Consider the following 23,182-nt stretch of genomic DNA (forward strand, 5'->3'; position numbering starts at 1 on the left):
CGGGGTCAACGCTAGGGCGGCCGCCTTTGATGTCAGCTTCATACATGTCCGCAAACAAGCCGTCCATGGCCACCAGTGCTTTATTGACCATCTCACGGATGGCTCGCAAAGGGTGTCCAGCAGGTACGAAATCATCCAGCCGTTTCATCAGAAACAAGCTCTCGGTAAAGGTGTCTGCGCCGCGCATGTCAAACTGTTTTTTTGTGATGCCTGAATTCTCGAACGCGCAGCTGAATTGACGCTTTCAGTGAGTCAGTATTTCAGCAGCCTGCTAGACATCCATTCGTATTGATCTGGCCCTGTGAAGTTTGCAGGGTGACTTCAACCTTGCACCTTGTGGGCGCTAGCCCTGCTGGCGATCAGACGCTTGTGGACCACAGGCTTTTCGCTTGGCTGGCAAGCTCCCACAAAATCCTCCCAACGGGCAACACACGGCTCAGACTTCATCGGGCCAAATCTATAAGCAGTGACGGCTCAAAAAATTCAAACTTCAGCGTGCCGAATCCATAAAGCTGCCGACCTACAAGACCACCGCCCCGTAGGTCGGCGGTCGAAGACCCCGACAAATGCCAGTCACCCCTCTGGCGGTCGGGGCCAAGGACCCCGACGTTCACCGGTCAAACAGGCCCTGCACGCTCAAATCCTGGCGCCTGGGACCAAGCACAGCTCAATGTTGTCATCACCGCGCTCTTCACAATCGCACTCTTGCAAGCTCTCGGGTGAGCAAGCTTGTGGCGGCAAGGCTGTTGCGCCCAAGGGCTCCCTGCTGTCGGCGCCCGAATCCACGGCACCGGCCACAGCGGCACCCACACCACCCGCATTAGAAAAGCCCGAGAAGTTCAAACGGCTGGTCGGCGTTGTGGGGCGGGCCAGGGCCACAGTCACGGTGTTGTTGGTCACCACGGCCGGGGTGATCTGCAACGGCGCATTGGTGTAAGCAATTTTGTAGTTGCTCAACAACGTGGCGGCATTGGCCGGTGCTGCGTTCAGGTTGGAGTTGTACGTGCCCGCAATCAAGCCCGTGGCCAAGCCTGACACCGTCACGTCTTCACCCGCCACAAAGCCCGACTTGGTCGCTGGCAACTGCGTTTGCTGCGTGCCATTGGCCTGCACCGTGGTGGCGGTGCCCGTCACGGCCGCGTCCTTGGGCGTGATCGCGCCTTTGCCAGTCACCGAAGTCGGCAAGTTGTAGTTGTTCAGATCGGTACCCGTGGCTGCCGCAAAGTTGCCCGCCGCCAGATTGGCCGTGACGCTGCTCGCGCCCAACACATTCTTGTCGTTGTACAAGGCGACTGTTTGGTTCACGCTGGCGGTTTCGGTCTGGCCCGCAACGGTCACACCTTTGACGGTGAAGGCGGTGGGGACCAGAGTGGCGGCTGTGGTGCCGTCGTAGGTTTTGGTTTGGTCGGCTAAGGTGACTGTGAGGGTGGCTTTGGCGATGTTGGCGGTGGTGGTTTTGCTGGTGGTGGTCAGGTTGTAGTTGTTCCAGTCGCCGCCGTTGGTGCCGTTGGCTTTGGTCAAGCTGATGACGTCAGAGACAGTGACCGTCTTGCCGGTGCCGGCGTTCTTGGTGTCAAAGCTGCCCGAGCCACTGACGGCCAGGGTTTCTGTGCCCACGGTGCCGCCGAAGGTGCCAGCGGTGATGGTGGCGTTGGTGTTGGCGTCGTAGGTTTTGTTGGCAGCGGTGAGACTGTCCAGCGTCACATCCTTTTTGGCGATGTTGGCGGTGGTGGTTTTGATGCCGGTGGTGGTCAGGTTGTAGTTGTCCCAGTCGCCACCGTTGGTGCCGTTGGCTTTGGTCAAGCTGATGACGTCAGAGACGGTGACGGTCTTGCCGGTGCCGGCGTTCTTGGTGTGAAAAGTGCCCGAGCCGCTGATGACCAAGGTCTCTGTGCCCACGGTGCCGCTGATGGCGCCAGCGGTGATGGTGGCGTTGGTGTTGCCGTCGTAGGTTTTGTTGGCAGCGGTGAGACTGTCCAGCGTCACATCCTTCTTGGCGATGTTGGCGGTGGTGGTCTTGCTGCCGGTGGTGGTCAGGTTGTAGTTGTCCCAGTCGCCAGTGCCGTTGGCTTTGGTCAAGCTGGTGACGTCAGAGACGGTGACGGTCTTGCCGGTGCCTGCGTTCTTGGTGTCAAAGCTGCCCGAGCCGCTGATGACCAAGGTCTCTGTGCCCACGGTGCCGCCGAAGGTGCCAGCGGTGATGGTGGCGTTGGTGTTGCCGTCGTAGGTTTTGTTGGCCGCCGTGATGCTGGTCAGCGTCACATCCTTCTTGGCGATGTTGGCGGTGGTGGTTTTGATGCCGGTGGTGGTCAGGTTGTAGTTGTCCCAGTCGCCGCCGTTGGTGCCGTTGGCTTTGGTCAAGCTGGTGACGTCAGAGACAGTGACCGTCTTGTTGGAGCCGGCGTTCTTGGTGTCAAAGCTGCCCGAGCCGCTGATGACCAAGGTCTCTGTGCCCACGGTGCCGCCGAAGGTGCCAGCGGTGATGGTGGCGTTGGTGTTGCCGTCGTAGGTTTTGTTGGCCGCCGTGATGCTGGTCAGCGTCACATCCTTTTTGGCAACCGTCAACGTCCCGCTGTTATAAGTCACCCCATAACCCAAGGCACTTTTACCCGCATTACTTTCGCTCGCGCTGAGCGTATATGGCGTAGACGATGCATTTTTTGCGTTTTGAGCGGTGCCACCAAATATGGCTGTGGCAGTAGCACCTGTCAGTGCATCACCATTTTTCAAGCCGCTCGGCGTGACTTCTGTAAACCCATTTCCGCCTGTAAAAGTTATGCCGTCGTACGTTTTCGAGACGCTATTGACATTCACAGTCACCGTTGGTTTTTCTCGGTAAATCACGTTGACACCGCTGCTGAGTGCGGTGTTGTAGTTGGTGCTGCTTTCATCACTGTTGTAACGGAATTTGCCTGCTGCTGCCAATCCTGCCGCCGAGGTATCACCCGTGATCGAGCCCGTCATTAACTGCGCAACGCCGCCTGAGTCTACGCCGACTGTTTTGCCCGAACCGACAACGATATTGCCACCTACATCAGCGCCAACTGCCGCCCCAACACCAGACGACTTGCCTGCATTGAGTACCAAGGCGGTTGCAGATGATGCGGTTGTGTTGACATTTTCAGAGATCGTCAAATTGCCAGTTTGCGTTGCAATGCTGACATCACCTGTTGCATTGATACCTGTGGTTGCGTTAACTACGCCCAAGGTCAATGCAGAACTGTTCACATAATTAATCGCTTTGCTGTTAACAGCCAGCGTTGCGACTTGGTTGTTCACGTTCGTGAGCGTGTGCGTCGCGTTGGTGCCCAGCAGTTCCAGTCCTGTGGCCTTGATGGCGGCCGTGGCCGTCTGCGACACCGCGCTGTTGGCGCCTGCGGCGTTCAAGGTCAGGGTTTTGGAGGCCTCAACCGTAGCTGTAGTCCCAGGGTCATCACCCACAGTCAAGGCCGCATTCACTTCGATGTTGCCACCCGTTTGCAAGGTGATGTTGCCTGTCGTTGCTGCGGTCGTTGTAGCACCTGAGACAGTGATTTTTCCTGTGCTTGCGGTGTCACCGATCACCAGATGGCCTGCGTTGATGCGGTTGAGTTCGCTTTGATCGATGCCCAGCTTTTGGCTCGCAAGTGTGGTGCTTGGCGTATCAGCGGCGCTAATCACAATCTCGTTGCCCGAAGTCAGCGTTTTGATGTTGACGGTGCTTGTTGTACCTGCATCCACAGCAGTGGCAGCGCCCCCCAAGGTCAAGGTGTTGGCATGGATGTTGATGGTTTTGCCGTCAGTCACTTTCAGGATGCCATTTAAAGCACCATTGTTGGTGATGACGACGGCCCGCTGGGCAGCTGATTGGGTTTGACCCGCGATGGTGAGGCTCTCACCAGCCTCCATCTTGGCAATGGATCGGACACCATCGCCCGCTGTCGATGCGCCCATGATGTGCAGGTTGCCGGTGGCTTTGATATCGCGGTTATCACCGAAATTGACACCATGAGCGTTTGCAAGTGATGCCGGGTTGATATCTGTTGTTCTTGTTCCTGTGGCCTTGCCAGAGCCTGCCGTGATCGCCCCTGTGGTTGCATCAATGCTGCCCGAACCCACGGTGTTGCTGGCTCCTGTGGTCATACCCGCACCGGTGTTGTCAAAGGTGATGTTCTTGCCCGTGATTTTGGTGTCCGACGTCAACAAAGGCGTGCCGCCATTGTTCAAGGTGCTTGACAGTTGATTAGTCAAGTAAATGCCACCCTGATTCGACTGAACCAATACATTACCTGTCGCCTGCAGCGTGGTGTTGCCTTGCAAAGCGCTGGCGCCCACTGTATTCCAGGCAGTGAAACTTGTTGCAGCCGAATAAAAGTTAATTGCGTTGACCGCTGCATTGTTCGTTTCACCCTGCAAGACGATATTGCCCCCCGCAGTCGCTTGAACACCGGAGCCGATGTAGACAGCTTCAGTCCCGTTGGTTTCCGATGCGCGGTTATTGCCACGCAAGGTGATGTTGCCCCCGGCCGTCATCCTGGGCGCTTGGGCGCCCCATCCGCTCTGGGCAAAGTAAAGACCACTACCCGTGCCCGTGCCTTGGACCGTGCCTTGGACGGCAATGTTGCCGCTGGCGTTCACTGTCAACACATTAGAGTAGCGTTGCACTTGGACACCCGTGCCGCTGGATCCCGCTGTGGTGTTGGCCACACCTATGACCGTGAGGTTCTTGGTCGTCCAAGTTGTGTTTACGGCATTTTGAATATACACACCAGCCGCATTGGCGGTGATGCCGTCAACGACCACGTCAATTCCGGTAGCGTTGATGGTGGTGTCCCATATTTGAACCGCCGATGTGTTCAATCCCGTTTGCCCCAGGATACTCAAGCCACTCTGACTGGCTGAGTTTTGACTGGCGTTGATGGTGCCGCGAACAAAGATGGGGGCGTTCAAGTTAGCTGATTGTTGACCAAGGGTCACGCGTCCAATCGCGTTGATCACGGCAGAATTAGTGCCAGCCCCTATCCGAACGCCGTTGCCGCCGCCTGTGTTGGTGTTCGAGCCTTTGAGTGTGGTGACACCTGTGCCTTGGTTATCCAGTCGGATCGTCGCGTTGTCCATCACCATGACACCCGGACCAAAATTGCCTTGTGCGTTGCTGTTGCCGGTGATGTTGCTGTCGGTGTTGCCCGTGGCTTTGAAGTTGACAGAACCATCCAAGTAAACGCCGCTGACACCAAACGAATTGCCCGCCGCAACCGTGTGCGTGCCAGTGACTTGGTAATTGTCTGCGGTGATGCCCGAGCCACCGTTGAACACCACGCCGCTTCGACTGTTGTTGTTAACGCCGTATACGTAGGTGGGTCCCAGTTGAACGCCAGAGGTGTTCTTTGACGTGCCCGACAGCGTCACTTGGCCGCCGTTGGCGTCAATCACGTTATTCAGAGCAATACCCTGGCTGTTCGAGGTACTGGTAGCGTCGCCGTTGGCGGTCATGACGACGTTCAACTTGCCGCTTGAAGTGGCGTCTGTAGCAGCACGGCCGATGCGTTGGTTCACCGTGATGCCGTTGTTGGCGGTCAAGGTCAAACTGGCGTCGCTGCTGCCTGACTTGACAATTGCTGCATTCACCACAATGTTCCCGTCGCTCAAGCCTGGTGAGCCGGCAAGACCGGTTTGGATGTTGACGCTGGTGCCCGAGTTCAGGTTGGCCGCGATGTCACTGGCCAGAATGACCGAGTCCGCGCCCGGGTTGTAAGTGCTTGAATAAGCTGTACCCGATGGGCCACTGGGCGCAATAGTGATGTTGTAGGGGTCCAGCAACCAGTCTTTGGCCAAAACACGGGTGCCCGTGGTCACTAGGTATTGCCCTGAAGTCTCCACGAAGCCACCCTTGGATTCCAGTCGCGCCCCACTCACATCGCCCACCGCCGCCAACACATTCGTGTCTTTGTCCCGGCCAATGTAAAGATCGCCGCCAGCTGTGCCTTGGGTGCTGTTGGCCTTGATGCTGCCATCTACCCGGATGTGCCCGCCATCGGCCAGCAGGTGCACCGCGCCGCCTTGTGCGCCTGATGTGTCAATGCCGCCAGACTGCATGACGCTGGCCATGGCGCTACCTACGGCGGCGGCTTGCATGTAGACCTGTCCGCCTTCGGTGACGATGCTGCCGCCTTTTTGGTTGGCCACAGCGGCGTTGATGGCCGAAGGGGTCAGCTCCATCTTGATGCGGCGGCTGCCATACACGGGTAAGGTGATGGTTTCGGCTGCGCCCAGGGCAACGTTGCCTTGGGGGGCCACGATCTTGCCTTCGTTGCTGACGCTGGCGCCCAGCAGGGCCACATAGCCGCCGGGGGCGGATGTGAGGGTGCCCTGGTTGATCACTTGTCCGGTGGCGCCGTCGCGGGTGAAGCGGTTGCGCCCGGCCATGAAGTCGGCATCGGTGGTGTTGAGTGTGCTGGCTGTCAGGCCTGCGGCGCTGACGGAGCCGTCTTTGCCAAAGGTCACGCCATTGGGGTTGACCAGCACCACCTGACCGTTGGCGGTCATCTGACCAAAGATTTGGCTGGGCGCGGGGCCGTTGACGCGGTTGAGCAGCACAGCCTGTGCGTTGGGCTGCACGATGTTGACTTTGGCGTCTTTGCCGATGTCAAAACTTTGCCAGTTGACCACCGCTCGGGCCGTGCTTTGGTAGATGCCCATGTTGGCGCCGCTTTGGCTGATGGCCGCTGCACCTTGGGCCACTTGGCCGCCGGTGGGCAGTGCGTTGTTGGCCGGGGCTGCATAGGCCATGGTGACCAACGCAAAGCTCAAGGTCAGCGCGCCGATGTAGTAGACGCCTGCATCAGCGATGCCTTTCACAAAGCCCGCACCGGCAAAACTGCCTGTGCAACTACCCGTGGCTTTGCCTTGGCTTGCCGCGTGCTCTCCCACGGCCACAAGGGCACCCAGGCGTTTGGAGATGACTGTTTTATAGCAATTGGCGTTCATGGCGGTAACTTGATGAATTTATTCATGTGTATGCCAAATGTCTGTTGACAGGCAAACATGCCTTTTTGACTCTTTCTTGTCACCAAGAATTTTTTTATTGCATTTGACAAGCGTATCAATTGAAAAGTACCAACAATTGCAAATTATTGCAATTTTTAGTAACAAAATTCACGATTCACTGCATAAATTCTAGTCTATTTGCTAATTTTATATACTTAAATAAGTTTAATAAAAGAACCCAATTAACATCCAAAAAGAAATAATTCTTCAATTTATGCGTTTTATGTTGTTATAGAAATAGGCACCTTTTACACATTTTTATGAAGACTCAAGGTTTGGACGGTGTCAAGGTCATGGCGGATGCATCGGTGGTGCACCGCTGCGTGGTGGGCGGGGAATTGCCGAACAATTGGCGTACCCAGCTACACAAGTAGGGACACCTTCATTTTTAGAATATTTTGCTTTTTTGAAACTTCCGGTTGCTGCAATGCAGCAAAAAGCCCGCTACAATTGCGAACAGTCGTGCTTTTTTTGTACGAACCGTTTGTCTCCTCCACCCTCTGAAAAGGTGGATTTGCCCCGAACCGCAAGGCTCGGGGCATTTTTTTTGGGCCGGTATCATTGGCGCTCACCTTTTTTGTTTCTTGCCCCCAAGGCAATTGCCAGCGCATGACCTCCCCACACCTCACACCCGCCGACTACCTGATCAAGATCCTCAACGCCCGCGTGTATGACGTGGCCACCGAGTCGGATTTGGAGTTGGCCAAAAACCTGTCTCGGCGGCTGAACAACCAAGTGCTGCTCAAGCGCGAAGACCAGCAACCGGTGCACAGCTTCAAGCTGCGCGGGGCTTACAACAAGATGGCGCAGCTGACGCCGGCGCAGCTCAAAAAAGGAGTGATTTGCGCTTCGGCCGGCAACCATGCCCAAGGCGTGGCGCTGAGTGCCAGCAAATTGGGCACGCGGGCCGTGATCGTCATGCCCACCACCACGCCGCAAGTCAAGGTCGATGCCGTCAAGAGCCTAGGGGGGGAAGTGGTGCTGTTTGGCGAGAGCTACTCCGATGCCTACAACCATTCGGTGGCGCTGGAAAAAAAGCAGGGCCTGACTTTTGTGCACCCTTTTGACGATCCGGACGTGATCGCAGGCCAGGGCACGATCGCCATGGAAATGCTGCGCCAGCACCAGGGACCGCTGGATGCGGTGTTTGTGGCCATTGGCGGCGGCGGTTTGATCAGTGGCGTGGCCAACTACATCAAGGCGGTGCGCCCGGGAGTGAAGGTGATTGGCGTGCAAATGAATGACTCCAACGCGATGATGCAATCGGTGGCCGCCCAAAAGCGCGTGACTTTGCCCGATGTGGGCTTGTTTTCGGACGGCACGGCCGTGAAGCTGGTGGGCGAAGAAACCTTTCGCGTGGCGAGTGGGCTGGTGGACGAGTTCATGACGGTGGACACCGATGCGGTGTGCGCGGCCATCAAGGACATTTTTGTGGACACGCGCTCGATTGTGGAACCCGCAGGCGCACTGGCCGTGGCCGCCATCAAGCAGTATGTGGCCGCGCACAAATGCAAGGGCCAGACCTTTACGGCCATTTTGTGCGGCGCCAACATGAACTTTGACCGCCTGCGCTTTGTGGCCGAACGCGCCGACGTGGGCGAAGAAAAAGAAGCCCTGTTTGCCGTCACCATTCCCGAAGAGCGCGGCAGCTTCAAGCGTTTTTTGGAGCTGATCGGCAGCCTGCCCGGCGGGCCGCGCAATGTGACCGAGTTCAACTACCGCATGAGTGACTCGGACCAGGCCCATGTGTTTTTGGGCCTGAGCACGCAGGGCAAAGGCGAGAGCAGCAAGATCACGGCCAACTTCAACAAGCACAAGTTCAAGGCGCTGGACCTGACGCACGACGAACTGGCCAAAGAACACATCCGCCACATGGTGGGCGGGCACTCGGCCCTGTCACAAGATGAGCGCCTGCTACGCTTCGAGTTTCCCGAACGCCCCGGCGCCTTGCTCAAGTTCCTGAGCCTGATGCGCCCGGGCTGGAACATCTCTTTATTCCACTACCGCAACCAGGGCGCCGACTACGGCCGCATTCTGGTGGGCATCCAGGTGCCCACCAAAGACGGCAAGGCGTTTGATAAGTTCCTCACAACGCTGGGTTATCCGTATGCGGAAGAGACGGATAACCCGGTTTATCGGCTGTTTTTGCGGGGTTAAATTGTAAGAGCCTGACAAACTGAGAAAAGGGGGCAAAACGCCCCCTTTCTTCATTCCTTCAGCTTGCGATTAGCAGCCAAATAATACAGACGAATGTTGTTACCAGTGTAAGTCCTATTCCAAACTTCCCTGTAAACGTAGGACTCGATTCTGTAAGTGGCCGGGGCAAGTGCAGTCAAAGCACCATTAGTAAATGTAGGATTGGTCAGACAAGCATTGTCAAGACTGTCCAAGCCATAGTATGGATTGCCTTGTCCCAGTCCTCTAATTGAGGTAAAGGAACGGTCAGATCTCCGGACCAGAAAGCTGTTAGTAGAAACGAGTGACTTAGAGTCTAGTGAGCATGTACCGCCTACTTTCGATTTCGCAAATCGCGCATTACGATGCCAAAAATTGTTTCCAGTCAGTTGCTCCACCAAATCCGGATCAGTGGTGCGCAATGGATCAGTAGGGTGCAATCCATCGCCGGGCATGCCCTGAAAAATCTGTGAATAAAATCCGACAAGATCGGGAGCAAAACCCAAAGCGTTTGTTACCCACTCTGCCGAAGATACGCTGGTTAGTTCGTTGGACGTTGGTTTGGAGGCGTCGAATGACAAATAAGCTGAAATGGTTTCAGGTTTAAATTTGGCCATGAACCCGTTGTCATGCCACGCCTTCACCGCTTGGGCAGATGGAATATCACCCAAATACCTTGTATTCAGCTTCATCCGAAGCTTGTTGTTGGTATCAATCACGTAAACAGTAAACATTGGCTTGGAATCCAATTCAGTCTTCATGTCGGCGTCGGGGGCAGTTCTGGCGTAACGGGCACCTAAATTCCAAGCTACAGGACGACCATTTATCCCAGGATCCACCTGTCCAGTCATTGGATTTATTTGATTGGTCAGAGTTTCAATATCGAATGCGTAAAAACTAGCAGCATCATCTGTAACTCCATTACCACAAATATTAGAATCAACCGAACTTTGCAATTGAGCACTACTCAGTTGTTGGTATTGACTCTCGGACATTCTCGAAGAAAATGCCATGTAATCTTGACGTGTCGATCCAGATGGTCGTTTCATGACCGTGCCATACGGATACATACCCATCCAGCGAGTCTGATTGTTCGTGGTAAATCGTCCCGGCCCACTAACTACCACACAACCCACCATGGATTTACCAGCAGGCAAAATGTTTCTGAGTTCTCTAAAGGTCGGAGAGGGATCTTTCAATCCTGAACTGGTAGTGTAATCTGTGAAATTGTATTCAGGTTTTCCATCTTGATCAAATATAACTCTAGGATCAAAGGTCAGCTGAATACCCGTTTCTATTTTGCTTGTATTTAGGTTGACATAGTTTGGATATTTAGACATATCTGCATAGTAATTAGCATTTGCATCAATGAACATATTGACAGACCGCCTATTTCCATAAAGACGCCACTTCCTATCAGTCGCTGAAAACTCTATAATTTCCGGTACTGTAAATCCGTTACCCGTATTGTCAAGGAAATTGAAGTTCACAGCCAACCGCAGAGGTTGACTGCTTAAAGCAAGCCTCACCTCCGGCATGTAAAAAACTGCTCCATCTCCTATTTTTATCGTATTTGATTTCAGAGCCCTCGCCCAGCGAGCTTTGAAATCAAGCCCATTATTTTTGTATTCTGCAACTGCTATGTCTGAGCAATTTTCGCTGAGAGTGGCGTCAGTTGCTGATTGGACGACCATGCGTTCTGCAGAAGGCGTAGCAAAGCATCTGACAAACTGGCTGTAGAGCTCTCCGATAGAGGCCGTAGGTTGCCGATCAGCAGGCAGGGGATCAGGCATTTGCGTGCTGGCTTTTTGAATCGCTACGGCACTCGCTCCTGCACTCGATGAAGAATCTGAAACCACCTTCATCTTGTTCATCAACGATATAGATCTTTGGTCGACCGCCAAGTCAACGTGATCCAGGAGCTCATCCACACCTTCACCAATTGACTGGATTGGTGTAGTGATTGGATCGAAAGAACCCTGGACCATCTGATCACTCAAGGGCTTAACTGCAGCCTTCACCTTGTTTTTTGCGTTTTCCAGCTGCGAAGCGGTCAAGTTGGACAACTGCTGAACAGTTAAAGGGGACAAAATAGGGGATTCGCTTAGCAAAGCCACGACCGCAGAACTGAGTGGTGTCACATTGGCAATTACATTCCCTTCGATAGAGTTCACCAAGGAATAATGGTTGATCTTTCGCTCACCAAGTTGGACTGAAGCCGCCAGAATCAAAGGTGCTCGCATGCCTTCAAGCTGCGAAGCTGTAAATAAGTAGGTGCCCGCAGAGTCAGCTGTCGTCTCAGCTGTACGTCCTGTTGAGTCTGTCAGGTAAACATTGGCGCCACTCATAGGTGCACCAATGGCGGCGGTACCAGTCAGCGTTTGAGGCAGACTGACTGAAGGACTCCCACCCCCGCCCCCACCACATGCCACCAACACCGCAGCGGCGGCAGGCAGCAAAGCCCATTTCATCGTTTGCTTGAACATATAAGACCTTTTAGACAGAAAAAAAACTGATCGGTCTATTTTGATCTTAAATGGTAATTTTTAGAAGGATATATTTACTGGTATTTACCCTGCACGCAAAAAAACAACAACAAAGGTTATGGCTTTTCCGGGGGGCCAGCCAACTCCAGCAGCAGCTCGGTGCCAGCTGATTTCAGCTTGACCTGCCGTGGCGACAGGTCTGCCAAGGTCAATCCATCAGCCACCACCTGCCCCTCCCGATAGGCCTTGGGCGGCTGACCGTCGGAGCCAATGAGTGCGCTGCCCTGGCCTGAACTGGCGGCGATCACGCCCATGAGCTGAAAGCGCGTTGCTAGTGGCGTGGGCGCTGCGGCTGTTGTCGTGACCACGCCCAGGGCCCGCCCCAGACCGGCATCGCTTGGCGCTTGTGTGCGATGGCTCAACGTCAGTGTTTCAGACGCTGGAAGCATGCCGTCTTGCACCGGGAACTGCAAAAACCAAAAAACCACGCCAGCACCAGCCAACATCCAGACGAATAAGGCACTGAAGGAGCGAGTGAAAGTGGGCGATGTTGGAAAATTTTGCTTGAGCAACTTCATTTTCAATTCTCTGAGTCAGATGCACAGGTGACGCAAAGGACACCTTTCTACCGCAAGTGCCATTGATGACAACTCGCGAGCCATGTTAATGTACGTTTTTTGAAACCGCATTCACAACAATAATTTCAGGTGGGAAAGCATGAAAACAAAATCAGCTGTCAAAAACAAGTCGCTTATTGTCACACTCGACATGGTCGCCAAAGAGTCTGGCGTATCTCCCAGCACCGTTTCTCGCATTCTCAACGGCACAGCAACCGTCAGCGAAGACAAAAAGAAAGCTGTTGATGACGCCATTGCCAAACTTGGCTTTGTCCCCAACCCGGTTGCGCGCGGCCTTGCAGGAGGGCGAACCTTGAGCATTGGGGTTGTGACGCAGGCACTGGACAGCCCGTTTTATGGCGCAGCCCTGCGCGGCATTGAAGATGAACTCGATCCCGCAGGTTACAGCCCTTTGTTTGTCAGCGCACATTGGAACATTACCACCGAGACCCGTTGCATCGACATGCTTCGAGCACGACGTGTGGATGGACTGATTGTTTTAAACGGTCGGATGTCAGATGCATCTCTGAAAGCCACCGCCAAAAATCTGCCCCTTGTGGTCACTGGCCGAAACATCAAATCCACAGGATTGTTTGCGCTCAATTTTGACAACTTTACCGGTGGGCTCAAGGCTACGCAGCACTTGATTCAATTGGGGCATCGAAAAATTGCGTTCATCTCGGGCGACATGGAACACCCCGATGCGAATGAACGTTTCAAGGGCTACAAAAGCGCGCTGGAAGCGGCCAACATCCCTTTCGATCCTGATCTGGTTGTACCCGGTGAATACCACGAAGTCAGTGGCATGCTGGCCACAGACCGACTGTTGTCGAGCAATCGGCAGTTCACCGCCATATTTGCCTCCAACGATCAAATGGCCTTTGGCGCTGCCTTGAGTTTGCACCGCCATTCACTGCGCATTCCAGATGATGTGTCCCTCATGGGCTTTGACGATTTGGCCAATTCGCTTTATTGCATTCCACCACTGAGCACCATCCACCAGCCCGCTTACGAACTGGGCCGTCTTGCAGCATCAGCCATGCTCCAGCTCTTGGCTGGCCAAAATCCCGAAGCGGTAATGCCAGCCCCTGTGTTGATCTCTCGGGACTCCACGCGCCGCTGGCGCTCCTGAGATCGGGATTACCCTCGCATTCGCTCTGAAATTTCTTTATATAATTCTTGAAAGCGCTTTCAAGAACACGGTTTGAGTCCTGATCTTGTTGGCATGATCCACGAATTTATTCAGGAATTCATGATGTCAACCCTCTCGTTTTCAAGCGGCCTGCTCGGACGCCAGCTCGGCGCAGCTGCCCTGGCACTGGCATCTTGTGGAACGCTGCAAGCACAAACGCTGACCATTGCTGCCTATCCAGCGGTGGACAGCATCGCGAAGTCGGCCGCCACTGAATGGAAAAAGAAACATCCGGGCGCCGACATCAAAATCGTGAGTCGTTCCTTTGCGGACCACCACACAGCCATGACCACCGCCTTGTCCACAACATCGAACTTGCCGGATGTGATGGTGCTCGAAGTGGGTTATGTGGCCCGCTTTGCGGAAAACGGTGGCTTGCAAGACTTGTCGCAAGCCCCGTTTGACATCAGGGCGCATCAAGCCAAATTTGTGCCCTATGCCTTCAAGCAAGCTACAGCCAGCTCGGGCGCTGTGGTGGCGGTGCCGACCGACATCGGTCCGGGCACCTTGCTCTACAGAGCTGATTTGCTGAAAAAAGCGGGCATCTCGGAATCGCAACTGACCAGCAGCTGGGACAACTACGTCAAGGCAGGCGTTCAGATCAAGGCGCAAACCAATGCCTATCTGATGCCCCATGCTCGCGACATGAAAGACATCATCATCCGCAGCAATTTGCAAGCGGGTGAAGGTCTGTACTTTGACAACAAGGGCAAACCGCTCATCAACACCCCACGCTTTGAGCGGGCCTTCTCGCTGGCGCGGGAGGTGCGCACGCAAAAGCTGGACGGCAAGATCAACGCGTGGTCCACCGAATGGACCGAAGGCTTCAAACGCGGGCAAATCGCCACGCAAATGTCAGGTGCCTGGCTGGCCGGTCACTTGAACAACTGGATTGCACCGCAAACCAAAGGCCTGTGGCGCGCTGCACAGTTGCCCGAAAAGTCCTGGGCATCCTGGGGCGGCAGTTTCTATGCCATTCCCAAAGGCGCGGCCCACAAACCCTTGGCATGGGACTTCATCCAGATGATGACGATGCAAGCCGATCTGCAACTGAAGGCGTTCAAAGCTGAAGACGCTTTTCCTGCACTTCAGGAAGTGCACAAGGATGCCTTCATGGACCAGCCCATCGAATTTTTGGGGGGGCAAAAAGCACGTTTGTTGTGGCGCGAAGCTGCGCAAAAAACCGCCGCCATTGATGTGCACAAGCTGGACCCTATTGCAGAGGAGATTGTGAACACCGAACTGGACAAGGTGCTCGATCAGGGCAAGAACATTCGCCAAGCTTTGCAAGATGCGCAAAGCCTGCTTGAGCGCCGGGCCAGAAGGTCATAAAGAGGGACTCACATGAAAGCTCTTCGCTCATTCAGGCTGTCAGCGCAGTCCGTGCCTTATGTACTGTTGGCACCCTTCATCATTTTGTTTCTGGTGTTCGGACTTTTCCCATTGGGGTTTTCTTTTTTTCTGGCCTTTCAGGTGTGGGAACCCTCAGCGGGTCTGACGTCCATGAAATTTGTGGGGCTTGAAAATTTTGTATTTGCCCTGGAAGACCCCTGGTTCTGGAAGTCGCTCAGCAACACAGCCTGGCTGGCTTTGGCCTCGGGGGTGCCGCAGCATCTGGTGGCCATTCCTTTGGCCTGTTTCATCCACAACGCCTTCAAGCGCTGGCGCAATGTGGTGATTGGCGCTTACTTCTTGCCCTACATCACCTCCACCGTGGCGATCGCCATGATGTTCAGCAGTTTGTTATCCACCGATTACGGGCTGGTCAACCAAGGCTTGGCGGCCTTGCAACAAGCCTTGGGTTTGGGAACGCCTCAGGCCCCCATTGACTGGTTGGGTCAGGCAGAAAACATCAAGCCTGCGGTGTCCTTTGTGGTGTTTTGGCGATACGTCGGCTTCAACACAGTGTTGTACCTGGCGGCCTTGCAAACCATTCCCAAAGACCTGTACGAAGCCGCTACCATGGATGGTGCCAGCACGCTCAATCAGTTTTTCTATATCACCTTGCCCAGCCTCAAACCCATGATCTTTTTTGGGGTGACGCTGACCATCATCGGCGGCCTTCAATTGTTTGAAGAACCTTTCATCCTGACAGGCGGTCGCGGGGGCACCGATCAGGCAGGCATGACCACCGCCATGTACATGTACAGAACCGCTTTTGAATTCAATGACTTTGGCACCGCCAGTGCACTGTCGTGGTTGTTGTTTGTGGTGGTGGCGCTCTTGACCTGGGTGACCAACCGCGCCTTCAAACCACGCGGAGGGAATGTATGAGCACCCAGCGACTGTTTCAGGACCGCCTCACGCCCTTTGTCGCGTATGTGTTTGTCGGCCTGGGTGCCTTGATCATGCTGGCCCCGTTTTATTTCATGTTCGTGTTTGCCACGCATTCACGCACTGAAATCTTCAACCTGCCACCACCGCTTTTGCCGGGTCACCACTTTGAGTTGAACCTGGCCATCCTCACTGAAAAAATTGCTTTCTGGAAAAGCCTGGGCTGGAGTCTGTATGTGGGTCTGGCCTCGACAGCGCTCACCTTGGTGTTTTGTTCCATGGGTGGCTACGCCTTTGCCATGTTCGAATTCAAGTTCAAGAAAGCCTTGTTCTTGGTGGTCATGGGCACCATGCTCATTCCCTCATTCCTGAGCATGATTCCAACTTTCATGGTCATGGACGCGCTCGGCTGGATTGACCAACCGAGGGCTCTTTACATTCCAGGTGCAGCCAGCGCGTTTGGTATTTTTCTGATGCGCCAATTCATCGGCGCATCCATCCCCAAAGACTTGATTGAAGCGGCCCGCATGGATGGCTGCAGTGAATTGGGCATCTATTGGCGCATCGTGCTGCCCTTGCTGCAACCGGCCTTGGGCACCTTGGGCCTGATCACCTTCATTGCATCGTGGAACAACTTCATTGGCCCACTGATCGTGATGCGTTCGCCCGAAATGTACACACTGCCTTTGGCCCTGCGCAGCATGCAAAGCCCAGTGAACACCGAGTGGGGCGCCTTGATGACCGGCTCGGCCATCGCCACTGTGCCCTTGTTGATTCTTTTTGCCTTGTCATCGCGTCGATTGATCGACGGACTGACCACTGGCGCCGTCAAATAAAACAAAAAACCACCGTCGAACATGAGCAGCAACAACACCCTTTCTTACGAACATCCATTCCCCGCAGACTTCATTTGGGGCGTTGCCACCAGTTCATTCCAGATTGAAGGCGCAGCGCAAAAAGACGGCAAAGGTCCCTCCATTTGGGACACTTTTTGCGAAACACCCGGCAACATCACCGACGGCAGCAACGGCCTGATTGCTTGCGAACACTACGACCGTTACCAGCAAGACATTGACCTGATCGCCAGCCTGGGGGTCAATGCTTACAGGTTTTCCATTTCCTGGCCCCGCGTGCAACCCTTGGGCAGCGGTGCATTCAATGAAGCGGGATTGGCCTTTTACGAGCGCTTGGTCGATGGTCTGCTGGCCAAAGGCATCACACCCTTTGTCACGCTCAACCATTGGGACTTGCCACAAGCCCTTCAGGACCAAGGTGGGTGGGAAAACCGCGACACCGTGCACCGCTTTGTGGACTACGCGCTGGCCATTTTTGCGCGTTTGGGCAACAAGGTCGGCGCCTACACCACACACAACGAGCCTTGGGTCATCGCCATCTTGGGCAACGAAAGCGGCATCTTCGCACCCGGCATCAAGTCCCGCGCCACCGCCATGCAGGTCTCACATCACCTTTTGCTCAGCCACGGCTTGGCGCTGCAAGCAATGCGCGACAAAGGCTGCACCCAGCCGCTGGGCATCGTGCTGAATTTGTCGCCTACTGTGCCCGCCACGGACAGCGCTGAGGACGTGGCCAAAGCACGCCTGGAAGACGGCCGCTTGTTGCGCTGGTACATGGACCCGCTTTTCAACAAGTCTTATCCGCAGGATGTGCTGGATGCTTTGGGCGAAGATGCACCCCACATACTGCCCGGCGATCTGGACGCGATTGCCACCCCCATGGACTACTTGGGTGTGAACTACTACACCCGATCCGTGGTGAGCGCAGATGGCAGCTGGTCACCCAAGAAAAGTGGCTTGCCCTTGAACGACATGGACTGGGAAATTTATCCACAAGGCTTGACGCAGTTGTTGGTGCGCATGAAGCGCGACTATGCGATACCCCCTGTTTACATCACTGAAAACGGGGGCGCATTTCCCGATCCTTTGACCGCAACGGGCGTGCATGACCACGATCGCGTGCAATACATCGATCAACACATCGCCGCCTTGGGTGATGCCATGGCGCAAGGTGTGCCGGTCCACGGCTACATGGTGTGGAGCCTGTTGGACAACTTTGAATGGTCTTCAGGCTATGCCAAGCGCTTTGGCATCATCCATGTGGATTACGACACACAACAGCGCACCTACAAAGACAGTGCCCACTGGTACAAAAATTTCCTCGCGCATCAAAAGCAATTGAGCAAGCCAGAAAGTGTTTGTGCAACTGAATCCACAACAGTCACGGGAGTCGTCTGAGATGGGCCAAGTCACACTCAAGAATATCCATAAAAATTACGATGGCCATGCGGTCATCAAGGGCATCGACCTGGACGTCAAGGACGGCGAATTCTTGGTCTTTGTCGGACCCTCAGGTTGCGGCAAATCGACCACCCTGCGCATGATTGCTGGCCTGGAGAACATCTCGGAAGGTGATTTGCTCATCGATGGTCAACGCGTCAACGACCGGCACCCCGCACAGCGTGGTGCAGCCATGGTGTTCCAAAGTTATGCGCTCTATCCGCACATGACGGTGAGCGAAAACATGGGCTTCGCCTTGAAGATGTCCGGCATCCCCACCAAAGAGCGCGAAGCCCAAGTGCGCCGGGCCGCAGATGTCCTGCGCATTGAACACATGCTTCAGCGTTACCCCAAAGAACTGTCTGGCGGCGAACGTCAACGCGTGGCCATTGGCCGGGCCATCGTGCGGCAACCCAAGGTTTTCTTGTTCGATGAACCCTTGTCCAACCTGGATGCGGCATTGCGTGTGAACATGCGCATTGAATTGACCCGTCTGCACAAAGAGCTGGGGACCACCATGATCTATGTGACCCACGACCAGGTCGAAGCCATGACCATGGGTGACCGCATTGCGGTCTTCAACCAAGGGATCATTGAACAACTCGGATCGCCCATGACGCTGTATCACAAGCCGGCCAATCATTTTGTCGCTGGCTTTCTGGGCTCTCCCAAAATCAATCTGGTGTCTCGCCCTTCAGCGCAGAACGCCATGCCGCAGTACCTTTGGGATCAATGGTCTATCTATGCCAGTGCTGGAGCACACAGCCTGGGGCTTCGCCCTGAGCATGTTCAACTGGATACCTCTGGGCGCGGCATTCCAGCAGAACTTGTTTTGGCCGAGCACTTGGGTGACTGCACCATCGCTCATTTGCGTGTTCAAGGATCTGAAGAGTTGGTCAGAGCCAAATTACCCTTCGGTCATGAAAACCTGAGCCACGGTCAGATGGTGAGTCTGATGGCGGACTTCTCACACCTTTTGTCGTTTGATGAACAGGGTAAGCGCTGTATCTGACGCCACGACCCTCACAAGAAAGCCCCACGTTGCTCAGGCATCGCGGGGCTTTTTTTTGCTGATTGATTCAGCACGCTGAATTTTGAAATGCTTGCACCGTTACCCCGCCGGTCGATGGCAACTGAGCCGACGTGCAGCCTGCGCCAAAGCCCGCAACGTCGGTCCTGAAGGTGCCGACCTTCGGAGGACTTTTGTAGGAGCTTGCCCTGCAAGCGATCACCTGTGGCGCACACGCGCCCATCGCCAGCAGGGCTGGCTCCTACAAAGGCCGTGACTTGGGGGGGTCAGCAGCGATTTGCAGACACGGAACTTTTGTAGGAGCTTGCCCTGCAAGCGAAAAGCCTGTGGTCCACAAGCGCCCATCCCCAGCAGGGCTGGCTCCTACAAAGGCCGTGACTTGGGGGGTTCAGCAGCGATTTGCGGACACGGAACTTTTGTAGGAGCTTGCCCTGCAAGCGAAAAGCCTGTGGTCCACAAGCGCCCATCGCCAGCAGGGCTGGCTCCTACAAAGGCCGTGGCTTGGGGGGCAGCAGCGATTTGCGGACACGCGACTTTTGTAGGAGCTAGCCCTGCAAGCGAAAAGCCTGTGGTTCACAAGAGTCTGATTGCCATCAAGGCTAGCTCCCAGACGATGCAAGATTGAAGTCACCCTGCAAACTTCACAGGGCCGGATCAATAAGCCGAAGCGAACACTGTCGGACCTGAAGCCGCCGACCTACAACAACCGTGAAAACGGAAAACTGTTCAGAGCCGTATCAAAAAGAAGCTATGGGTATCGGTCAATAAAGCGCTGGCAACATCACCTGCTGCCTTGGCATGAGCAGACGGGAAGTCCATCGCTTCCCGTCTGCACTTTCACCTCAACTTAGGCCATCACTTCGACCAGTACACGTTGTCAATGTAAATTTTGACCGTGCTGTTGGTGTTGGCTGGCTTTCCTGTTTTGGCGTAGCGATCAGCAATCACAAATGGATTGGTCACCTTGCTCAAATCCAGCTTGGACTTTGTCGTGTCCATGTCGTAACCCACGCTACCACTGGGAATGATGTCGCTGATCGGGATCGATACCTGATGCCATGCGCCGTTGTTGTTGTAGCCATAGCTGCCTGGCGTCAGCACTTTGTACACATCGTAGGCAGAGCGCTCATCGGCAGTGCCGGTCAGGAAGCCGACTTCGATGCTGCCGGGATATGTGGTCATGATGCTGAAATTGAGCTTGCCTGTGGCTGCAAAGCTGGACAAATCGTCAGACGACCCCACCAATGCCGCAATCATGCCCCAACCCCAATCTTTAGGCGCTGGCGTGATTTCTCTGATGTTGCTGCCATCTGGCGCAGAACCGCTTGGACCTGAACCCGAATAGGCCGTGGCTGGTGAATTCCATCCCACCCACAATGGCTCCACAGCTGTTTTTGCCTCACCCGCGACGGCCACATCTGCGTAGACGGTATATCTGCTGGCCGTGATGGTCGAGTTGGTGGCTGTCGGGATGTAGTACAGCGCATCAACCGCCGTATAGGTCCCAGTCTCCCAGATAGCGGAAGGGTAGAGGTCCTGAATCACAAATTTGGCTTTGCGCTCAACGTTGAACAGGCCCCACTTGTCATCCGATCCTTTCCAGGGTTCATCAAAGGCTTCAAAGTAAAAAATGACAGCTGGTTTGCTGGTGGCTGAGCTGCTCATCCAAGCATTGAGCCGTTCATAAAACATCTTCTGATTGACCGGATGTGCTCGGCTGGTTTCGTTGTTTGAAGCCACGCTTTTCCAGCCGGTCTCGCCAATCACAATGGGTAGGCTGGTCATGCCAATGCCGTCCAGGTAGCTGCGCACTGCAGAAAAGTCTGACTTGGCCGCCGCAATGGCCGCATCCATCATGGCTGTGGCCCGCAGATTGGCGGCCACGTCGGCTTGCTTCCAATTCCATTTGGTCGCGCTGTGGATGCTGTCGGCCAAGGGATAGGTGTGCATGGAAACATAGTCAATGGCCAGCACAATGGATTTGGGGTTGTTGGGCTCGCCCGTGGACTTGGCAAAAAATGCCCAGTTGTCATTGGTCGTCACCGGTTGCGTGATTTGATCACGCACCGATTTGATGTAGCCCCCCATGAGTGCAGGCGTCACAGGATTGAACGCCCAGCTGACCATGGTTTCATTGCCGACGCTGACGGCCAGCACTATGTCTTTGTAGGTGTTAGCCAACTTCACGCCACGCGCAATCTCGGCTTTGTTCAAATCATCTTGGCCGTTTTGAATCCACACGCCCAATTGAACTTTGATGTCCAGCTTTTTGTCATGGATGATCTTGATCACTCGGGCAGCGACTTTGTCCGAGCTGTCAAACAATCGGATCAACTTGAAGTTGCCCGCCACCAACAGGTTCAAGTCTGCTTCCACATTGGCATCTGTGACGGTTTCCGTGTCACGATTGGCTGTGCGAAATGGGGAATAGGAAACAGCCTTTCGACTGGTGAATTCAGGGCTCAAAGACCGCAACGTCAGGCCCCCCGATGGCACCACGCCGCCGCCGCCGCAGGCGGCCAGGACCAGGGCCATGAGGGTCGCGATCAGGCCTGCAAAAACGCTCTCAATGGTTTTTTTCATAGGGTTCAATTCATTGGTTGTCATGGTGTGTTCTGCCTGGTTTTAGAACACGTACACAGCGCCCACACCGGCCCAGTTGCCGGTTTTGGTCACGCGTGAATCCACATTGGTAAAGGCCGCGTTGCCGGGCATCGACATGGGCGACAGGCCCAGACGTGCATAACGCACCATGCCTGCAAAGCCATACACCTGGAAGCCGTTGTTGAAGTTGTAGTTCAGGCCCACAGTGTTCACTTCGGCTGCATTGCTTTGTCCGCGTTCGCTGGGGTTGGCCGTGCTGGCTTTGCCCAGATGCACCATGCCTGTGGACGCCGTCCATTGCCCCATCTTGTAGCGTGCGCCCAGCATCCAGTCTGTGGATGTGGCGGCATATCCGGGGTTGCTCACCCCATTGAGCGAGCCGTTCCAATCCACGTTGAACATGTTGTTCCATTGCGCGGCCGTGCCCGCTTGCGTGATGACGGCATACGCACCACTCCAGCGGTTGGCCCTGACACCTCCCGACATCTCAAGTTGTGAATTCCACTGGTAGCGGGCCATGACCATGGTGATGGCTTGGCCTGAACCACCGAGTTTGCTGTCGTCTGCCGCGTTTGGCGTCAATGCATAAAAGGGGCCATGGCTCCAGGCCTGTGGGTTGCCATTGCGGGTGTCTTGATGCATGGCATCAATGACCAAATCACCCTTGTGGTACTGCGCGTACAACTCCAGAAAACGTGGTTTGTGGATTTTGAAATCGGTATTACCTTGGTCATAAGTAGCCTCCAGCACAAGGTCACCCTGGGCCACATCGATCACGGGTGCGGTGTAACGCAAAGCACGCGTCAACAAGCCATAGCCTGCGCCACTGGAGCCCCAGACATCGGCCACCCCCAAATTGGTGCCATAGGGGAAGTCGGCAATGCTCCAGGTGCGCGTGGTCATGGCACCGAACCGCACCGAGCCATAATTTTCATGACTGATGGCTGCATTTTTTTCGTACCAATAGCCTGGAATGTCTTCGCTGCCATCTCTCCAGCGTTGGCTCAACAGGGCATTGAATCTGTAGCCACCACCCAAGTCGTATTTCATGCCCACCCATGGCTGGACCAATGTCACGTTGGTGTTTGTGGTTTTGTAAGGGCGACCTGCCACCAAATCATCGGCCCAAACACGTTGCTTGTCTTCGGCAGGAAACTGCTGGCAATTGGTGCAATGGTTGCTGCCCCGTTGCACTTCAGCCTTTGCAAAACCCGTCAGGCTGAACATGCCATCAGGCCCAAAGTCTATGGCCCAGACCGGTTGCACACTCAGCACCGCCAGCACACCTGCACCTGCGGCCCTGGCCCAAGGTTGCCACACAACGCCCTTCTGGCGTGTCGAGTTTTTGTTGTCGATATATGAACGGTTCATTTGTATCCTCTTGAAAGCGCTTTCATGGAATCATAGGAGATGCTACGAACGAATTCAATGGTTTCAACACATCGTTTACCCTAGTTCTCTTTTTCAAGGGGAAACCCTCATGG

The 23,182-nt window shown here is 54.8% G+C and carries 13 protein-coding genes and 1 pseudogene; 7 read left to right on the forward strand and 7 right to left on the reverse strand.

All coding sequences use genetic code 11. From position 1 onward, the window contains the following. The 3 genes and pseudogenes from AMM33_RS15800 to AMM33_RS22045 all read right to left on the reverse strand — a co-directional run. A pseudogene (locus tag AMM33_RS15800) lies at positions 1 to 187 on the reverse strand (IS5/IS1182 family transposase); the annotation flags it as partial. A 449-nt stretch (positions 188 to 636) separates the two neighbouring features. Further along, positions 637 to 6,966, reverse strand: coding sequence for a YDG domain-containing protein (locus tag AMM33_RS15805; RefSeq protein WP_090142262.1), 6,330 nt, complete (start codon positions 6,964 to 6,966; stop codon positions 637 to 639). A gap of 422 nt (positions 6,967 to 7,388) precedes the next feature. After that, a complete protein-coding gene (locus AMM33_RS22045) occupies positions 7,389 to 7,637 on the reverse strand; it encodes a hypothetical protein (protein WP_194945498.1) in 249 nt (82 codons plus the stop codon). Between AMM33_RS22045 and ilvA the strand changes: the two genes are divergently transcribed. Further along, positions 7,636 to 9,183: a threonine ammonia-lyase, biosynthetic gene (gene ilvA / locus AMM33_RS15810; protein ID WP_090142277.1), complete on the forward strand. Its 1,548-nt coding sequence runs from the start codon at positions 7,636 to 7,638 to the stop codon at positions 9,181 to 9,183. The genes AMM33_RS22045 and ilvA overlap by 2 nt on opposite strands. 50 nt (positions 9,184 to 9,233) lie before the next feature. Here ilvA and AMM33_RS22050 read toward each other — a convergent pair whose 3' ends face one another. Together AMM33_RS22050 and AMM33_RS15815 are read right to left on the reverse strand one after the other, a co-directional pair. Further along, positions 9,234 to 11,687, reverse strand: coding sequence for a carboxypeptidase-like regulatory domain-containing protein (locus AMM33_RS22050; protein WP_194945499.1), 2,454 nt, complete (start codon positions 11,685 to 11,687; stop codon positions 9,234 to 9,236). Positions 11,688 to 11,803: 116 nt separating this feature from the next. Continuing rightward, positions 11,804 to 12,265, reverse strand: coding sequence for a type II secretion system protein N (locus AMM33_RS15815; RefSeq protein ID WP_090142263.1), 462 nt, complete (start codon positions 12,263 to 12,265; stop codon positions 11,804 to 11,806). A gap of 139 nt (positions 12,266 to 12,404) precedes the next feature. Here AMM33_RS15815 and AMM33_RS15820 point away from each other — a divergent pair, with 139 nt between their 5' ends. The 6 genes from AMM33_RS15820 to AMM33_RS15845 all read left to right on the forward strand — a co-directional run bounded on the left by AMM33_RS15820 (position 12,405) and on the right by AMM33_RS15845 (position 19,076). Next, positions 12,405 to 13,436 carry a LacI family DNA-binding transcriptional regulator gene (locus tag AMM33_RS15820; RefSeq protein WP_090142264.1) on the forward strand — a complete coding sequence of 344 codons (1,032 nt, stop codon included), beginning with the start codon at positions 12,405 to 12,407 and terminating at the stop codon, positions 13,434 to 13,436. A gap of 123 nt (positions 13,437 to 13,559) precedes the next feature. Further along, positions 13,560 to 14,828 (forward strand): ABC transporter substrate-binding protein, encoded by a 1,269-nt coding sequence (locus AMM33_RS15825; protein ID WP_090142278.1) that lies wholly within the window; start codon positions 13,560 to 13,562, stop codon positions 14,826 to 14,828. 12 nt (positions 14,829 to 14,840) lie between these two features. Further along, the gene (locus AMM33_RS15830; RefSeq protein ID WP_090142265.1) at positions 14,841 to 15,770 is read left to right on the forward strand and encodes a carbohydrate ABC transporter permease; all 930 of its coding nucleotides are present in this window, start codon (positions 14,841 to 14,843) and stop codon (positions 15,768 to 15,770) included. Continuing rightward, positions 15,767 to 16,606: a carbohydrate ABC transporter permease gene (locus AMM33_RS15835; RefSeq protein WP_090142266.1), complete on the forward strand. Its 840-nt coding sequence runs from the start codon at positions 15,767 to 15,769 to the stop codon at positions 16,604 to 16,606. The genes AMM33_RS15830 and AMM33_RS15835 overlap by 4 nt, the downstream gene beginning before the upstream one ends. Positions 16,607 to 16,627: 21 nt before the next feature. After that, a complete protein-coding gene (locus AMM33_RS15840) occupies positions 16,628 to 18,022 on the forward strand; it encodes a GH1 family beta-glucosidase (RefSeq protein WP_090142267.1) in 1,395 nt (464 codons plus the stop codon). A 1-nt stretch (position 18,023) separates the two neighbouring features. Beyond that, positions 18,024 to 19,076 carry an ABC transporter ATP-binding protein gene (locus AMM33_RS15845; RefSeq protein ID WP_090142268.1) on the forward strand — a complete coding sequence of 351 codons (1,053 nt, stop codon included), beginning with the start codon at positions 18,024 to 18,026 and terminating at the stop codon, positions 19,074 to 19,076. 873 nt (positions 19,077 to 19,949) lie between these two features. Here AMM33_RS15845 and AMM33_RS15850 read toward each other — a convergent pair. Together AMM33_RS15850 and AMM33_RS15855 are read right to left on the reverse strand one after the other, a co-directional pair. After that, positions 19,950 to 21,677 carry a glycosyl hydrolase family 17 protein gene (locus tag AMM33_RS15850; protein ID WP_090142269.1) on the reverse strand — a complete coding sequence of 576 codons (1,728 nt, stop codon included), beginning with the start codon at positions 21,675 to 21,677 and terminating at the stop codon, positions 19,950 to 19,952. A gap of 42 nt (positions 21,678 to 21,719) precedes the next feature. Further along, complete coding sequence (locus AMM33_RS15855) at positions 21,720 to 23,069, reverse strand: porin family protein (RefSeq protein WP_090142270.1); 1,350 nt, start codon at positions 23,067 to 23,069, stop codon at positions 21,720 to 21,722. Positions 23,070 to 23,182: the final 113 nt, after the last annotated feature.

It is taken from the genome of Limnohabitans sp. DM1, from assembly GCF_001269385.1.
In the GTDB taxonomy this organism is placed as follows: domain Bacteria; phylum Pseudomonadota; class Gammaproteobacteria; order Burkholderiales; family Burkholderiaceae_C; genus Limnohabitans_A.

Bases quoted from the DNA above. Each gene is read 5' to 3' on its own strand.
- AMM33_RS15830 (WP_090142265.1), top strand. From the start codon at position 14,841: ATGAAAGCTCTTCGCTCATTCAGGCTGTCAGCGCAGTCCGTGCCTTAT.
- AMM33_RS15850 (WP_090142269.1), bottom strand. From the start codon at position 21,677: ATGAAAAAAACCATTGAGAGCGTTTTTGCAGGCCTGATCGCGACCCTC.
- ilvA (WP_090142277.1), top strand. From the start codon at position 7,636: ATGACCTCCCCACACCTCACACCCGCCGACTACCTGATCAAGATCCTC.
- AMM33_RS15815 (WP_090142263.1), bottom strand. From the start codon at position 12,265: ATGAAGTTGCTCAAGCAAAATTTTCCAACATCGCCCACTTTCACTCGC.
- AMM33_RS15840 (WP_090142267.1), top strand. From the start codon at position 16,628: ATGAGCAGCAACAACACCCTTTCTTACGAACATCCATTCCCCGCAGAC.
- AMM33_RS15820 (WP_090142264.1), top strand. From the start codon at position 12,405: ATGAAAACAAAATCAGCTGTCAAAAACAAGTCGCTTATTGTCACACTC.
- AMM33_RS15835 (WP_090142266.1), top strand. From the start codon at position 15,767: ATGAGCACCCAGCGACTGTTTCAGGACCGCCTCACGCCCTTTGTCGCG.
- AMM33_RS15805 (WP_090142262.1), bottom strand. From the start codon at position 6,966: ATGAACGCCAATTGCTATAAAACAGTCATCTCCAAACGCCTGGGTGCC.
- AMM33_RS15825 (WP_090142278.1), top strand. From the start codon at position 13,560: ATGTCAACCCTCTCGTTTTCAAGCGGCCTGCTCGGACGCCAGCTCGGC.
- AMM33_RS22045 (WP_194945498.1), bottom strand. From the start codon at position 7,637: ATGCGCTGGCAATTGCCTTGGGGGCAAGAAACAAAAAAGGTGAGCGCC.
- AMM33_RS22050 (WP_194945499.1), bottom strand. From the start codon at position 11,687: ATGTTCAAGCAAACGATGAAATGGGCTTTGCTGCCTGCCGCCGCTGCG.
- AMM33_RS15845 (WP_090142268.1), top strand. From the start codon at position 18,024: ATGGGCCAAGTCACACTCAAGAATATCCATAAAAATTACGATGGCCAT.
- AMM33_RS15855 (WP_090142270.1), bottom strand. From the start codon at position 23,069: ATGAACCGTTCATATATCGACAACAAAAACTCGACACGCCAGAAGGGC.